Raw genomic sequence first — 14,633 nt, 5'->3', positions numbered from 1 at the left:
CTGCTCGCCGCCGGCATCGGCTGGCGCCTGTGGCAGCAGCCCGTGGCCGCGCCTGTGGCGGAACCCACGCAGGCCAGCGCCCACTGGAAACCTTCCGACCCCCGTTTCGCCGGTGCCGCGATCGAACTGGATGCCGCCCGCATGGAACTGCAGCTGGCCCTGCAGCAGGCTCCGGATTCTCCGGCGCTGCAACGCCTGCTCGGCCGCACTGAACAGCAACAGACGCAACTGCGCCAGCTGGCCCATCAGGCCGGCTGAGATCACCAGGAACCACCATGAAACCCGTCCGCTATCTTCCCCTGCTGCTGTGCCTGTGCATCGGCCAGGCGCTCGCCGACTCGCCGATCCAGCTGCGCCACGACGCCACCCCGACCGCCCGCATCGGCATCGGCAACGTCGCCGGCACGGTGAACGTGACCGCGTGGGACCGCAACGAAGTGGAGGTCAGCGGCCGACTCGGCGACGGCGCCAAGCCACTGGCGATCACCGGCAGCAACGGCGACCTGGAGATCCGGGTGGAACCGCAAGGCGGCTCCGGCTGGTTCAACCGGGGCGGCGACAGCAGGATGGCGCCGACCACGCTGGAGCTGCGCGTGCCCAGGGCAGCCTCGCTCGACGTCAACGTGGTCAGCGCGCCGCTGGTCATCGACGGCATGGACGGCGGCAGCATCCAGGTCAGCACGGTCAGCGGCAAGGCGCGCATCAATGCACGCACGCCCTCGCTGAAGGTGCACAGCGTCAGCGGCGGCATCGAGCAGGCCGGGCATGCCGACCAGGCCGACCTGCAGACCGTCAGCGGCGAGATCCTCGCGCCGGCGCTGGGTTCCGAGGTCGAGCTGCAGACCATTTCCGGCCACATCCAGGCCAGTGGCGGGCCGTGGCGCAAGCTCACCCTCAGCACCGTGTCCGGCGACGTGCAGCTCAGCGGCGGCGTGGCCGCCGGCGGCAGCATCGGCATCGACAGCATGAGTGGCGACGTGCAGCTCCAGCTGCCTGCGACGACTTCGGCCAGCCTGCATGCCAGCAGCTTCAGCGGCGACCTGCGCAGCGATTTCGGCACGCCGAAGAAACCCGAGCACGGCCCCGGCAGCTCGCTGGACGTCCGTCTCGGCGACGCTGCCGGCAAGATCAACATCGAGACGTTCAGCGGCGACCTGCGCGTGCGCAAGCGGGACTGAACGCCTGCGCCAACGAAAAACGCCGTCGCATGGCGACGGCGTTGTCTGGTGGAGCGCAGCGGAAGAAAACCGCTCAGAGATCCTGGTGGTACTGCACGTACGGCGTGCGCGACTGATCCGGTTCCGGGCCGGCCGGCGTATTGGTCGAGGTGCCGGACGACCACAGGTTCTGCGCGCCGACGCTCAGCGAGCCGCGCCACGGCAGGCGCCAGGTCACGCCCAGGTCGATGCTGTTCCAGCGCCGGTCGGCGTTCAGGCCACCGGGGATGCCCGCCTGCGGCTGCATCGTGCGGCCGGTCACCACGCCGCTCAGCGGGCCATGGTCGACGCCAAAGCTCAGCGCCTTCTGGTCCAGCGTGTCGACGCCGAGCAGGTTGCCCGGCAGCAGGTGGACGCGGCCCACGCTGGCGCCAAGGTCGATGCCGCTCTTGCTGCCCAGGGCCAGCCGACCGTGCGCATTGAGCTGGGCGCTGCTCTCGAAACTGGACAGGCCATCCACGCCCGGCGCGGCGCCCGGCAACACGCGCGGCAACGCGTTCCTGTTCGGCGTGGTGGTACTGCCGACGCTGACGCCCACGCTGTAGCTGCCGGCGTCATAGGTAGCACCCACTTCACTGCCGAACACGCGCAGACCCGGGTTCGTCCAGCTCTGCTCGCTCACCGCCGCGTGCGCCTGCAGCCGCGGGCCCAGGCCATATTCGACGCCGGTGGTCATCACCGTGGAGGCGTCCACCACCCGCAGCGTCAGCGGCGCATTCTTGCGCAGCGCTTCGGCACCGGTGCTGCGATCCGCCTTGATCGCCAGCAGCCGGCCATCGGCGCCGCGCCACAGCGGCACCACGACACCCGGCTCGACCTCGGCCGTCTGCTCCGGCGGTTGCGCCAGCAGACGCTGCGCCAGGCTGTTGTCGCCGCCCACGGACTGCCCGGCCGCCGCAAGCGGCAGCGAGAGGGTCAGCAGCAGGACGGACAGGCGACGCATGGGGACGGACCGAAGACTCGTTCGATGGTGGATACTTGGCGCGCAGTATACCCTGCTTTACGTTTTGCTAACACCCTGAAAACCCGCGCCAACGCACAAATGCGGGCACCCGGCACAGCTTCGACCCCCGGGCCCGTCACGGGTTCCCACCCCGGCAGGAAACTGGCGAGGGGGCAGACTTACACGATATAAAGACGCGTCAACCCGCCAGATCGCACCGGAACCAGTCGCAGCCCCATGAGCGCCACACCGACGATCCGTTCATCCCAGCCGCCGCCGGTGGCCAAGGATCTTGCGGCCCTGCATGCGGCGGTCGAAAGGTTGTTCGAGGCTTCCGACGCCGCCGGCGTCATGGAAGTGTGCGAGCTGATGCTGGACAACCTCGGCATCCACGGTCGCCTGCGCTGGCGGCGCATGGACGAGCAACCCGGTCATCTGGCCGGGCAGCTGGTGCTGGCCGAAGATCCGCAAGGCCCGCGCAGCCTGGTGCTGGAATGGGCCGACCTGCCGCTGCCCGAACCCCTGCGTGACCGCCTGGACTGGCTGGGCCGGCTCGCCGACGTCCGCCTGCACCAACTGGCCGAGACCAGCCGCCTGTACGAGGCCATCTCGCGGCTGGCACAGGCCGAGCGACTGCAGCGCGCGCTGTACGCGATCGCCGAGCAGGCCGGCGCCGAACACGACATGCCCGAGATGATGCGCTCGCTGCACGCCATCGTCAGCAGCCTGATGTACGCGGAAAACTTCTACATCGTGCTCTACGACGCGGTCACCGAGACGGTGCGCTTCCCCTACTACGTCGACATCAAGGACACCGATCCGCCGCCGCCGGAGCAGAGCGTGCCGCTGCAGGACATGCTGCACAGCCTGACCTGGAACCTGCTGCAGGAAGGCAGGCCGCTGATGGGTTCGATCGACGAGTTGCGCCAGCAATTCAGCAACCGCCTCGTGCCGCTCGGTCCCAGCTGCGAACACTGGCTGGGCGCGCCGTTGCTGCGCGCCGGCCGCGTCGTCGGCGGCATCGTGATGCAGAGTTACCGCGCCGATACGCACTACTCCCGGCACGACCTGGAGCTGCTGAACTACGTGGCCCAGCACGTGCAGACCGCGCTGGAGCGGCGCGAGGCGCATCTCGAACTGGGTCGCCGGGTGACCGACCGCACCGCCGCGCTGCGCGAGGCGAACCGCGTGCTGCGCCAGCAGGTGCTGCAGCGCCAGCGCGGCGAGCGCCTGCAGGCGGCGCTGTTCCGCATCGCCGAGCTGTCCAACACCTCGGACAGCCTGGACAAGTTCTACGCGGCCATGCACCAGGTCATCAGCGGCCTGCTGTACGCGCGCAACTTCTACATCGCGCTGCTGGACGAGGAGAGCGGCCACCTCACCTTCCCCTACTCGGTCGACGACGTCGAGAACGTGCGCCCGTCGCGCGCGCACGGTCGTGGCGCCACCGAATACGTGCTGCGCCATGCCAAGCCGCTGCTGGCCACGCCGGCGGAGATCGACCGCCTCAGCGCGCAGGGCGAGATCAGCCATTTCGGCGCGCGCTCGGTGTGCTGGCTCGGCGTGCCGCTGATCTGGGGCAGCAAGGCGATGGGCGTGCTGGCGCTGCAGAGCTACTCGCCCGAGCACACCTACAACGAGCGCGACCAGGAACTGCTGACCTTCGTCAGCTACCACATCGCCAACGCGCTGCAGCGCAAGCAGGCGGCCGCGTCGCTGAAACACGCCTATGCCGGGCTGGAACGCCGCGTCACCGAGCGCACCCGCGCGCTGGCGCTGGCCAACCGCGACCTGCGCGAACAGATCGCCGAGCGCGAGCGCGTCGAGCGTCGGCTGAAGTACGAGACCCTGCACGACTCGCTGACCGGCCTGCCGAACCGCACCCTGCTGCTGCAACGGCTGGAACAGGCCATGCGGCGCTATGCTGACAACCCCGACGAGCAGTTCGCCGTGCTGTTCATCGACCTGGACCGCTTCAAGGTCATCAACGATTCGGTCGGTCATCTGGTCGGCGACGACCTGCTGTTCCAGGTTGGCGGCCGCATCCGCGCCTGCCTGAAGACCCGCGACGTGGTCGCGCGGCTCGGCGGCGACGAGTTCGCGGTGCTGCTGGAAGGCATCGTCGAAACCGACAAGGCCACGCTGATCGCCGAACGCATCATCAGCGAGCTGCAGACGCCGTTCCGGCTCGGCACCAAGGAGATCTTCACCTCCGCCTCGATCGGCATCGCCCTGGCCCGCCCGCATTACCGCCAGCCGGAGGAACTGCTGCGCGATGCCGACGCGGCGATGTACAACGCGAAGGACGGCGGCCGCCATCGCGCGGCGATGTTCGACGACCGCCTGCGCCGCGAGGCGCTGTCGCTGCTGGACATGGAGAGCGACCTGCGCCACGCGCTCAGCCGCAACGAGTTCGAGCCGTTCTACCAGCCGATCGTGGAACTGGCCGATGGCCGCGTCACCGGCTACGAGGCGCTGCTGCGCTGGCACCATCCCGAGCGCGGTCTGCTGCCGCCGCACGACTTCCTGCTGATCGCGGAGGAATGCGGCTGCGCCGAGGCGATCGACTGGCAGATCTTCGAGCAGGTGTGCACCCAGGCGGTGCGGCTGATCGGCACGGACGGCTTCATCAGCATCAACGTGTCCGGTCGGCATTTCCGCTCGGCCGACCTCGACCAGCGGCTGCTCGCGCTGTTCGAACAGTACGCCGTGCCCACGCGCTGCATCCGCATCGAGGTCACCGAGCACGCGCTGCTGGAGAACCCGACCCAGGTCAAGCAGATGCTGCAGAACCTGCGCAGCCACGGCGTCGGCATCGCGCTGGACGATTTCGGCACCGGCTATTCCTCGCTCAGCTACCTGCACCAGTACCCGTTCGAGACGCTGAAGATCGACCGCTCGTTCATCACCGAACTGCCGCCAGACGACACCGAAACGCAGGGCCTGGCGCTGGTGCGCGCGATCCAGGTGCTGGCCGATTCGCTGCAGATGAAGGTGATCGCCGAAGGCATCGAGGACGAATCGCAGCGACAGGCGCTGCTGCGCGTGGGCTGCCGCTACGGCCAGGGCTTCCTGTTCGCCGAGGCGCAGCCTGCCGCCACCTGGCTCGGCGCCGGCAGGCCGCTGCTGCTCAACTGAACGGGGAATCCGCGCGCCTTACTGCGCCGTACCCGGTGCGCCGGGAGCCGCACCTTCGCTCAGCAGGTGCTCGGCATCGATGCGGTCGAAGTGGTAGCGCTGCGCGCAGAACTCGCAGACCACCTCGATCTCCCCGTCGCGCGCGGCCAGCGCCGCCTCCACCTCGTCGCGACCGAGCGAGCGCAGCATCGCGCTGACCCGCTCGCGGCTGCAGCTGCAGCCGAACGCCAGCGGGCGCGGCTCGAACAGGCGCACCGATTCCTCGTGGTAGAGCCGGTACGGCAGCTGCTCCGGTGCACTGGTCAGCAGCTCCGCCGCGCCCAGCGTGGCGGTCAGGTGCATCACGCGGTTCCAGGCGTCGTCGTCCTGCACGACGGCATGACCGCCCTCGCCCGGCATCTTCTGCAGCATCAGGCCGACCGCGCGTTCGCCATCGGCGGCCAGCAGGATGCGCGCCGGCAACTGCTCGGACTTGGTGAAGTAGTCCTCCAGCGAAGCGGCCAGGTCGGCGTGGCGCAGATCCACCAGGCCCTGGTAGCGCTGGCCACGATCGACGTTGCCGATGGTGATGGCCATGATCGCGTCAGCCAGCGCATCCAGCGCCAGCGGCGCGGGCAGCGGCTCGTTCCAGCGCGCCAGCCCGCGCAGGCGGCCCTGGTCGCTGCATTCGGCGAACAGCAGGCGCAACGCGCCGGCGCTCTTCAGCTCGATCGACAACGCGCCGTCGAGCTTGATGCCGCCGGTCAGCAGCGCGCTGGCCGCCAGCGCCTCGCCCAGCAGGGCGTGCAGCGCCGGCGGGTAGTCTGCGCGGCCGGCCACTTCGCGCCAGGCCGGCCCCAGCCGCACCAGGGTGCCGCGCACTCCGGCGCGCTCGAGCAGGAAGCGGTGCAACACGTCATCCACAGGCAGTTCGTCCACGGCAAAAGTCTCTTCGGGTCAAGCGCCACAGATGGGGGCACCGCGGCGCCCGGACAACGTCCCGGCGGCGGGCCCCTATACTGCCAGCCTCCTTCCGCGCGTACCGCCATGCCTGTTCCGTTCCGCCGCGCCCCGCTGACACGCCTGCTGCGCCTGCTGGCGATCGCGCTGCTGGCCTGGCTGGCGCTGAGCTGGCTGGTGGTGCTGGTGCTGCGCTTCGTGCCGCCGTGGACCTCGGCGGTGATGCTGGAGCGCCAGCTTGGCGCGTGGATCCACGGCGAGCACGACTTCCGGCTGCGCCAGCACTGGGTGCCGTGGAGCCAGGTGTCGGGCTGGGTGCCGCTGGCGATGGTGGCCGGCGAGGACCAGAAGTTTCCCTACCACCACGGCTTCGACCTCGACTCGATCCAGGACGCGCTCGACGCGGCCGACGATGGCCGGCGCCTGCGCGGCGCCAGCACGCTCAGCCAGCAGACCGCCAAGAACCTGTTCCTGTGGAACGGCCGCAGCTTTGTGCGCAAGGGGCTGGAGGCGTACTTCACCGTGCTGATCGAGCTGACCTGGCCGAAGCGGCGCATCCTCGAGGTGTACATGAACATCGCCGAGCTGGGCGACGGCATCTACGGCGTGGGTGCGGCCAGCGAGGCGTACTTCCACGTGCCGCCGGCGCAGCTCGGGCCGGCCCAGGCCGCCCGCCTTGCCGCGGTGCTGCCGAACCCGCGGCGCCTGCATGCGGACCGCCCCAGCGCCTATGTGCAGCGCCGCGCGGCATGGATCCAGCGGCAGATGTACCAGCTCGGCGGCCCCGGTTACCTCGACCGCCGCGTGCCGCCGCGCAAGCCGCGCTGAGCGCCCGCGACCGGTTCACGACTTCACTACACGCCGGCGTGACGGCGGCGCTAGACTCGCCGCAGACGGCCCGTCCGGGCCGCAGGGAGACCCAAGCATGAGCCAGGTCAAACATCTGCTGCAGGGCAAGGGCAACGCGATCTACAGCATCGCGCCGGAAGCGCCGGTGCTCGATGCGATCAAGCACATGGCCGAGCACCGGATCGGCGCGCTGCTGGTGATGCGCGGCGAGCAGCTGGTCGGCGTGATGTCCGAACGCGACTACGCGCGCAAGGTGATCCTGCAGGGCCGCTCCTCCTCGCAGACCGCGGTGTCCGACATCATGAGCGGCAGCCCGCTGACGGTGAGCCCGGATACCGACGTGTTCGAGTGCATGCGCCTGTGCACCGACAGCCGCGTCCGCCACCTGCCGGTGGTGCAGGACGGCAAGGTGGTCGGGGTGATCTCGATCGGCGATCTGGTCAAGGCGGTGATCGACGCGCAGGCCGAGCAGATCGAGCACCTGCAGCGCTACATCACCAGCTGAGAGCCGGGATGCAGGAAAGCATCGGCTCAAGCCGATGCTTTCGCCCCCTTGTCCACGGGCGCCTGTTCGTCCGGCGCCAGATCCGGCGACCAGCCGGCACGGCGTGCGACCACCGTCGCCAGCGTGGCGACGCCGGCACCGGCCAGAGCCAGGCCGGCCACGCCCCAACCCAGCATGCGCAGGCCGCTCACCGCGCTGGTCACCACCAGGTCGCCGAAGCGCCACACCGCGGTCTCCACGAAATTCTTGCCCTTGTAGCGCGTCTCGCGCGGCACCCGCGTGTACAACGCATCCACCGCCGGCTTGGTCATGCCGTAGGCGAAGCCGCGCGTGATTACCTGCATCACGGCCAGCAGCGGCACGCTGTAGCTGAAGAACGCGAAACTCCCACCACCGATCAGCGCCACCCCGACCAGCAGGGCCAGATTCACCAGCGACGGAACGACCAGTCCCCAGCCCGCGCCGCAACGCACCAGCAGCCACGGCGTCACGCTCAGCTGCAATGCCGCGCCGAGCAGGTTGGTGGCCAGATCCAGGTCGTTGTAGAACAGCGTGCGTGCGACCGTGCTGGTGAAATGCGCCTTGGCATAATCCGCCACCAGCGCATAGGCCAGCGTGCCGATGCCATCGCCAAACAGCATCAGCAGAGCCATGTAACGCAGGAACGGCCGCGACCACAGCTCCTTGAGCCCGGCCCACAGCGAGCCGCCGATGGTTTCCTCGCCCTGGCTGCCCGAGCGCCGGTCGTGGCTCGCCGAAAGCCGCAGCAACAACGCCAGCGCCAGTGCCAGCGCCAACGCCGAGACCAGCAGCAGTGGCGCCACGCCGATCGCCCTCACCAGCAGCTTGGTCACCAGCGGCCCGAACAGTGCCCCGCCCATGCCGCCCAGCGCGATCAGCGAAAACACCCGCCGAGCCTGGCCGCTGGAGAAGATGTCGGCCATGAAACTCCAGAACAGCGACACCACGAACAGGTTGAACACGCTGACCCAGACGAAGAACAGCACACCCAGTTCGCGCGCGCCGATGCGCTCCTGTGCCATGAACGCGGGCACGAACGCCAACAGGCAGACAATGAAGAAGCCATAGCTCCAGCCAAGCAGTGGCCGCCGCCGGAAGTGCGCCACCAGCATGCCGAACAGCGGCGTCAGCAGCAGCATCACCACGAACACCGCGCCGTAGAACAACGGCAGCGACTGCGAGCCGACCGCCCCGCTCAGCTGGTCGCGCACCGGCCGGATGATGTAGTACGAGGTCATCACGAAGAAGAACGCCAGCGCGGAGAGCATTGGCGCGGCGGCTTGTTCCACAACGGTTTGGCGGGGCAAACTCACAGGCGCATCCAGCGTGGGGCGCGGCAAGCCTAGCATGCGTTCACGCTTACCCGATCTGGCATGGGGGGACACCTTGGACAGTTACGACTACGTCATCGTCGGCGCCGGCTCGGCCGGTTGCGTGCTCGCCAACCGGCTCAGTGCCGACCCGGCCGCGCGCGTGCTGCTGCTGGAGGCTGGCCCCGCCGACTGGAACCCGCTGATCCACATGCCTGCCGGCATCGCGCGACTGGCCAACAACCGCGCGCTCAACTGGAACTACCGCACCGAGCCGGAACCGGCGCTCGGCCAGCGCCGCCTGTGGTGGCCGCGCGGCAGGACGCTCGGCGGTTCCAGCTCGATCAACGCGATGTGCTACGTCCGCGGCGTGGCGGCCGACTACGACGGCTGGGCCGAAGCCAGCGGCGACCCGCGCTGGTCGTGGCACGAGGTGCTGCCATGGTTCCTGCGCAGCGAGGACAACAGCCGCGGCGCCAGCGCGCTGCACGGCGCCGGCGGCCCGCTCGGCGTCGCCGACCTGCGCCACCACAACGTGCTGTCGGCTGCGCTGCTCGATGCGGCCGCGAGCGCCGGCTTCGCGCGCAACGACGACTTCAATGGCGAACGGCAGGCCGGCTTCGGGCTGTACCAGGTGACCCAGCGCGACGGCGCACGCTGCTCCAGCGCCAGCGCTTTCCTGAAGCCTGTGCGCCAGCGCGCGAACCTGCACGTGCGCACGCACGCACTGGTCGAGCGCGTGCTGGTCGAGCACGGCCGCGCGGTCGGCGTGCAGTTGCGCCACGGCCGGCACGGCGTCGAGCGGATCGAAGCGGGTGAAGTGATCCTTGCCGGCGGCGCGATCAACTCGCCGCAGCTGCTGATGCTGTCCGGCATCGGCCCGGCCGAGCACCTGCGCGAGCACGGCATCGCGGTGCTCGCAGACCTGCCCGGGGTCGGCGGCAACCTGCAGGATCATCTGGACATCTGCACGCTCGACGGCAACCCCAACCGCGTCAGCTACGACCACCTCAACGAGCTGGCTGCCGGCTGGCGCTGGCTGCGCCACCGCGACGGGCCTGGCAGCTCGAACGTGGCCGAGGCCGGCGGTTTCGTGCGCAGCCGCTACGCCGCCGACGCGCGCTGCGACCTGCAATTCCACTTCGTGCCGGCGTTGCTCGACGACCACGGCCGCCATCGCCTGCCCGGCTACGGCTACACGCTGCATGCGTGCCATCTGCATCCGCGCAGCCGCGGCCGGCTGCGCCTGCGCTCGGCCGACCCGACGCAGCCGATCGCGATCCACGCCAATTACCTGGGCGACCCCGAAGGCCACGACCTGAAGATGATGATCGAGGCGGCGCGGCTGTCGCGCGAGATTCTCGACCAGCCGGCGTTCGCGGCGTATCGCGGCGAGCCGGTATTCCCCGAACGGCGCATCGCCAGCGACGCCGAGTACATCGACTTCATCCGGCGCAAGGCCGAAACCATCTACCACCCGGTCGGCACCTGCCGCATGGGCAGCGACGAACGCGCGGTGGTCGACAGCGAGCTGCGCGTGCGCGGCGTGGACAGGCTGCGCGTGGTGGACGCTTCGGTGATGCCCAGCCTGCCGACCGGCAACACCAACGCACCCACCATCATGATCGCCGAGCGGGCGAGCGCACTGATCCGCGGCGAAGGACAAAGCCTGTAGGAGTGCACTCGTGCGCGATGCTTTCCGTCATGTGACGAAGAGCATCGCGCACGACCGAAGGAAGTCCCTTGTGGGCGAGTGCGCTCCTACAAAGGCAGCGGGCAATGCAGGCTGGCGCAGATCACCCGCAGCAGTTCCGCCTCCTCCACGCTGACCTGGCCGTCGGCGTGGATCGCACGCAGCAAGGCCTGGATCACCAGCTCCTTGGCCATCGGGTTCAGACCGTCCAGATCGTCCAGCGCGCGCTCGAACGGCGTCTGCCAGGCCGCCGGCGGCGGCGTCCACTCGATGGCCTCGCCGGGGAACGCCTGCTGCATCGCGAACAGCCACGCACGCCTCGCGCCGGCCTGGTCCGGACAGCCGGCCGCGGCGACGACGGTACAGACCAAGATCACGCTGTCGCGTGCCGCCGGAAGCTTCTTCACCCCATCGACCGGCGCGCTGCGCGGCGCGTGCGCCTCGCCCAGCTGAATGCGCAGCAGGCGCGCCAGGCAGTACTCGCCGATGTCGACCCGGCCATCCACCCTGACCAGGTCGTCCAGCACGCGCAACAAGGTCTGCTGGCGTCCGTCGGGCAATTGCCTGAGCGCGGGAAACGCCAGTGCGACCAGCGGCAGGCGCGCGATCGGCGCCAACGCGGTGAGGGCGGATGCCTGTGCCTGCACGGCACGCTGCACATCGTCGCCGAACGCATCGGCAACGATCCGGCGCTGCGCCGGCTGCAGCTCCGCCTCCGATGACAGCGCCAGCGCCAGCATCACCGTCAGCGCAGACTCGGGCTGCTGCACGGCTTCGCTCAAGCTCGCCGGCATTGCCTGCTGCACGACGGCGGCTCGCTGGAATGCCGGCGCGGCCGCGGCAGCGCCGCCGGCCAGCACGCCCGTCAGTACCGGCGGCAACGGCAAGCCCGACATGCCCGGCACGCCGGAGCCGGCCGCCGCAGCGTGCGCAGGCACAGGCGGTGGCGATGCCGCTTCGCGCGGCATCCCCGCCGCCATGCGCACCAGGTCGGCCTCCGTGAAGCCAGGCTCCAGCACGCGGATGCGCTCGAGCAGGGGCGGATGGGTGGCGAACAGCGCGTTGAACCGCCCGGCTTCGCCGAACAGCATGTGCGCCACCTCCTGCCGGTTCGCCACCTGCAGGGTGGAACCATCGGCGTCGATCGCGATCTTCTTCAGCGCGCCGGCGAGACCTTCGGTCTGGCGGGTGAACTGCACCGCCGAGGCATCCGCCAGCGCTTCGCGCGAACGCGCCACCGCGGCCTGGATCAGGCGCGCGAAGAAATAACCGATGTAGCCGACCACCATCAGCGCCACGCCGATCAGCAGCACCTGGCTGCCGCCACGACGGCTGCCGCGGCCGCCGAACTGCAGCAGCTTGCGCCCCGCCACCGCCAGCACCAGGATGCCGAACAGCAGGCCCATCAGGCGGATGTTGAGCCGCATGTCGCCGTTCAGCACGTGGCTGAACTCGTGCGCGACCACTCCCTGCAACTCGTCGCGGCTGAGCTTGTCCAGGCAACCCCGGGTCACGCACACCGCCGCGTCGGAGCTCGAGTAGCCGGCGGCGAACGCGTTGATGCCTGGTTCGTCGGTCATCAGGTAGATGTCCGGCACCGGCACGCCGGAGGCGATCGCGACTTCCTCGATCACGTTGCGCAGCCGGCGCAGCTGCGGGTCGCCGGTATCCGGCGGCACCGCCACCGCGCCGACGCTTTCGGCCACGGCCTTGCCGCCGCCGGACAGGGTCATGATGCGGAACAGCGAGCCGAGCCCGATCCCGGCGACCACCGCGGCGCTGCTGACCAGCAGCAGCGGCAGGTTCGACGCCGCCGGCTCGCCCGCGGCCGGATGGTTGCCGAAGGCCAGCCACACGGCCGCGTCGATCGCCACCACGATCGCCACCACCGCCAGTACGAACAGCGCCACCAGCCGCCGGCTGCTGCCGCGCACGCGCGCCTGTTGCGCAAAGAAATCCATGCAAGCTCCCGGAGTGCGCCGCGGCATGCACCGCGACGCGGCGGCGATCAGCCGAAGGAAACCTTCGGCGCGTCGCGCACGGCCGGGTTGTCGATCGCGAGCGGCTCGGCCGCGGCGAAGCCGAAGCCGTTCGCCACAAACGACGCGGGAAAGACCTCGCGCCGGTTGTTGTAGGTCAGCACCGAATCGTTGTAGGCCTGGCGCGCGAACGCCACCCGGTTCTCCGTGGAGGTCAGCTCCTCGGAGAGCTGCATCATGGTCTGGTTCGCCTTCAGGTCGGGATAAGCTTCCTGCAGCGCGAACAAATGCCCGAGGGTCTGGGTCAACGCGTTTTCGCTGCTGGCCAGCTGCTGCATCGCGGCCGGGTCGCCCGGGTTGGCCTTCGCGCCGGCGAGCCCGCCGACCGCCGCATTGCGCGCCTGCACCACTGCTTCGAGCGTGCCGCGCTCGTGCGCCAGGTAGCCTCTGGCGGTTTCCACCAGGTTCGGAATCAGGTCGTGGCGACGGGTGAGCTGCACGTCGATCTGTGCAAACGCGTTCTTGTAGCCGTTGCGCGAAGTGACCAGTCCGTTGTAGATCGCCACGAAGTACAAGACAATCAGAACGATGACTATCAGAAGAATGATCAGGCCCATCGTCACGCTCCCCTTCTCCAAGGCGCGCCCCTCGCGCCGGAACCACGTCAGAATACCATGCAGTTTCAGAACCTTTTCCTGCTGATCGCCGGTGCGCTGGGCCTGGCTTGCACGCCGCTGCGCGCCGATGCATCGCCCGTCCCGCCGGCAGCGGCCACGCTGTCGACCAGCGGCGATATTGCGCCGCAGAAGCTGCCCGCGGCACGCGTCAAGCAGACTCTCGCGGACTACCAGCACTGGCTGAACCGCCTCGCCCAGCGTGATGCCGTGGCCGGGCTGGCCACGGCGGTGGTGATCGACGACAAGGTCGTGTTCGAAGGTACCGTCGGTTATGCCGATGCGGCCACCAAGGAGCCGATCAAGCCGGACACCGTGTTCCGCCTCGCCTCGCTGTCCAAGGCGTTCGCCACCGCCATCGCCGGCCTGCTGGTCGACGACGGCAAGCTCGACTGGGACACCAAGCTGGTCGACGTGCTGCCGTACTTCAAGCTGAAGGACATGCAGGCCGCCTCGCAGGCCACTGTCGGCGACATCCTCGGGCAACGGCTGGGCCTGCCGCGCAACACCTACGACAACATGCTGGAAGGCGACACGTCGTACGAAGAGCTGGTGCGCAAGCTGGACGAGGTCAGCATGGTCTGCGGCGTGGGCCAGTGCTACGGCTACCAGAACGTCGCCTTCAGCATGATCGGCGACGTGGTGCTGGCGCGCACCGGCGACTTCTTCTATCGCCAGGTCGACAAGCGCATCTTCTATCCGCTGGGCATGAACACGGCCAGCTACGGTCGCGCCGCGCTGGAATCGAGCAAGAGCTGGGCGCGCCCGCACCGCGCCACCAGCCGCGGCTGGGTGCCGTTCGACCCGAACGAGACCTACTACCGGGTGGCGCCGGCGGCCGGCGTCAACGCCAGCCTGCGCGACATGGAAAAATGGCTGATCGCGCAGATGGGTGGGCGTCCGGACGTGCTGCCCACCACGCTGCTGGACACGCTGCACAAGCCAGGCGTCTCCACCCCCAGCGAACTGCACGCCACGCCGTGGCGCAGTGAACGCCTGAGCGCGGCGCACTACGCGCTCGGCTGGCGGGTCTACAAGTACGGTGGCGAGACGCTGATCTACCACGCCGGCGCCGTCGCGGGCTACCGCACCATGATCGGCTTCTTCCCGAAGTACCGCGCCGGCGTGGTCACGCTGTGGAACTCCACCGGCCCTACCCCGAGCGGGCTGATGCCGATGGTGTTCGACGACCTGCTGGGCCTGCCGCATGTCGACTGGGCCAATCTCGACGGCGCCGCCAGGCCAGCGGTGCAGGCACGCCCGAAGGCGAGGGCCAAGGCCAAGCCACACGCGCATCGCCGCGCGCCGCGGCAGCGCTGAGCCGCCTTCCCCGAAAAGAAAGGCGGCGCATGCGAAACATGCGCC

General features: G+C 69.4%; 11 protein-coding genes and 1 pseudogene. 7 read left to right on the top strand and 5 right to left on the bottom strand.

Translation table 11 applies throughout. From position 1 onward, the window contains the following. Together UUA_RS19630 and UUA_RS11915 are read left to right on the top strand one after the other, a co-directional pair. Positions 1-258: pseudogene (locus UUA_RS19630) on the top strand (hypothetical protein); the annotation flags it as partial. Positions 259-275: 17 nt separating this feature from the next. After that, on the top strand, positions 276-1,178 hold the full coding sequence (locus tag UUA_RS11915; RefSeq protein ID WP_008437139.1) for a DUF4097 family beta strand repeat-containing protein: 903 nt from the start codon (positions 276-278) through the stop codon (positions 1,176-1,178). Between the two features lie 73 nt (positions 1,179-1,251). Here UUA_RS11915 and UUA_RS11910 read toward each other — a convergent pair whose 3' ends face one another. Then, positions 1,252-2,160, bottom strand: a complete 909-nt coding sequence (locus UUA_RS11910) for a hypothetical protein (protein ID WP_008437138.1) — start codon at positions 2,158-2,160, stop codon at positions 1,252-1,254. 237 nt (positions 2,161-2,397) lie between these two features. On the opposite strand from UUA_RS11910, the gene UUA_RS11905 reads away from it, so the two are divergent. Further along, complete coding sequence (locus UUA_RS11905; RefSeq protein ID WP_008437137.1) at positions 2,398-5,298, top strand: bifunctional diguanylate cyclase/phosphodiesterase; 2,901 nt, start codon at positions 2,398-2,400, stop codon at positions 5,296-5,298. An 18-nt stretch (positions 5,299-5,316) separates the two neighbouring features. Here the strand turns inward: UUA_RS11905 and hslO are convergent, their stop codons facing one another. Beyond that, entirely contained in the window at positions 5,317-6,216 is a 900-nt protein-coding gene (hslO, locus tag UUA_RS11900) for an Hsp33 family molecular chaperone HslO (protein WP_008437136.1), read from the bottom strand. A gap of 108 nt (positions 6,217-6,324) precedes the next feature. Here hslO and mtgA point away from each other — a divergent pair, with 108 nt between their 5' ends. Together mtgA and UUA_RS11890 are read left to right on the top strand one after the other, a co-directional pair. Continuing rightward, the gene (mtgA, locus tag UUA_RS11895; protein ID WP_008437135.1) at positions 6,325-7,065 is read left to right on the top strand and encodes a monofunctional biosynthetic peptidoglycan transglycosylase; all 741 of its coding nucleotides are present in this window, start codon (positions 6,325-6,327) and stop codon (positions 7,063-7,065) included. Between the two features lie 97 nt (positions 7,066-7,162). Next, positions 7,163-7,591, top strand: coding sequence for a CBS domain-containing protein (locus UUA_RS11890; RefSeq protein ID WP_008437134.1), 429 nt, complete (start codon positions 7,163-7,165; stop codon positions 7,589-7,591). A gap of 26 nt (positions 7,592-7,617) precedes the next feature. Here the strand turns inward: UUA_RS11890 and UUA_RS11885 are convergent, their stop codons facing one another. After that, positions 7,618-8,880 carry an NTP/NDP exchange transporter gene (locus tag UUA_RS11885; protein ID WP_008437133.1) on the bottom strand — a complete coding sequence of 421 codons (1,263 nt, stop codon included), beginning with the start codon at positions 8,878-8,880 and terminating at the stop codon, positions 7,618-7,620. 79 nt (positions 8,881-8,959) lie between these two features. Between UUA_RS11885 and UUA_RS11880 the strand changes: the two genes are divergently transcribed. Beyond that, a complete protein-coding gene (locus UUA_RS11880) occupies positions 8,960-10,597 on the top strand; it encodes a GMC family oxidoreductase (protein ID WP_050981876.1) in 1,638 nt (545 codons plus the stop codon). 86 nt (positions 10,598-10,683) lie between these two features. On the opposite strand, the gene UUA_RS11875 is transcribed toward UUA_RS11880, so the two are convergent. Together UUA_RS11875 and UUA_RS11870 are read right to left on the bottom strand one after the other, a co-directional pair. Then, entirely contained in the window at positions 10,684-12,576 is a 1,893-nt protein-coding gene (locus tag UUA_RS11875) for a M48 family metallopeptidase (protein WP_008437131.1), read from the bottom strand. Between the two features lie 47 nt (positions 12,577-12,623). After that, on the bottom strand, positions 12,624-13,211 hold the full coding sequence (locus tag UUA_RS11870) for a LemA family protein (protein ID WP_008437130.1): 588 nt from the start codon (positions 13,209-13,211) through the stop codon (positions 12,624-12,626). A 57-nt stretch (positions 13,212-13,268) separates the two neighbouring features. Here UUA_RS11870 and UUA_RS11865 point away from each other — a divergent pair, with 57 nt between their 5' ends. Beyond that, positions 13,269-14,588, top strand: coding sequence for a serine hydrolase domain-containing protein (locus UUA_RS11865; protein ID WP_008437129.1), 1,320 nt, complete (start codon positions 13,269-13,271; stop codon positions 14,586-14,588). The last annotated feature ends 45 nt before the right edge of the window (positions 14,589-14,633 follow it).

This window comes from Rhodanobacter thiooxydans LCS2, assembly GCF_000264375.1.
GTDB lineage: Bacteria > Pseudomonadota > Gammaproteobacteria > Xanthomonadales > Rhodanobacteraceae > Rhodanobacter > Rhodanobacter thiooxydans.
Note: the sequence above shows the minus strand (reverse complement) of the source record. Positions and strands in the feature narration are given on the sequence as shown.

What these genes read in the sequence shown, in the direction of transcription:
- UUA_RS11915 (WP_008437139.1), top strand. Translation starts at nt 276, where the DNA reads ATGAAACCCGTCCGCTATCTTCCCCTGCTGCTGTGCCTGTGCATCGGC.
- UUA_RS11910 (WP_008437138.1), bottom strand. Translation starts at nt 2,160, where the DNA reads ATGCGTCGCCTGTCCGTCCTGCTGCTGACCCTCTCGCTGCCGCTTGCG.
- UUA_RS11905 (WP_008437137.1), top strand. Translation starts at nt 2,398, where the DNA reads ATGAGCGCCACACCGACGATCCGTTCATCCCAGCCGCCGCCGGTGGCC.
- mtgA (WP_008437135.1), top strand. Translation starts at nt 6,325, where the DNA reads ATGCCTGTTCCGTTCCGCCGCGCCCCGCTGACACGCCTGCTGCGCCTG.
- UUA_RS11890 (WP_008437134.1), top strand. Translation starts at nt 7,163, where the DNA reads ATGAGCCAGGTCAAACATCTGCTGCAGGGCAAGGGCAACGCGATCTAC.
- UUA_RS11885 (WP_008437133.1), bottom strand. Translation starts at nt 8,880, where the DNA reads ATGCTCTCCGCGCTGGCGTTCTTCTTCGTGATGACCTCGTACTACATC.
- UUA_RS11880 (WP_050981876.1), top strand. Translation starts at nt 8,960, where the DNA reads ATGCGTTCACGCTTACCCGATCTGGCATGGGGGGACACCTTGGACAGT.
- UUA_RS11875 (WP_008437131.1), bottom strand. Translation starts at nt 12,576, where the DNA reads ATGGATTTCTTTGCGCAACAGGCGCGCGTGCGCGGCAGCAGCCGGCGG.
- UUA_RS11870 (WP_008437130.1), bottom strand. Translation starts at nt 13,211, where the DNA reads ATGGGCCTGATCATTCTTCTGATAGTCATCGTTCTGATTGTCTTGTAC.
- UUA_RS11865 (WP_008437129.1), top strand. Translation starts at nt 13,269, where the DNA reads ATGCAGTTTCAGAACCTTTTCCTGCTGATCGCCGGTGCGCTGGGCCTG.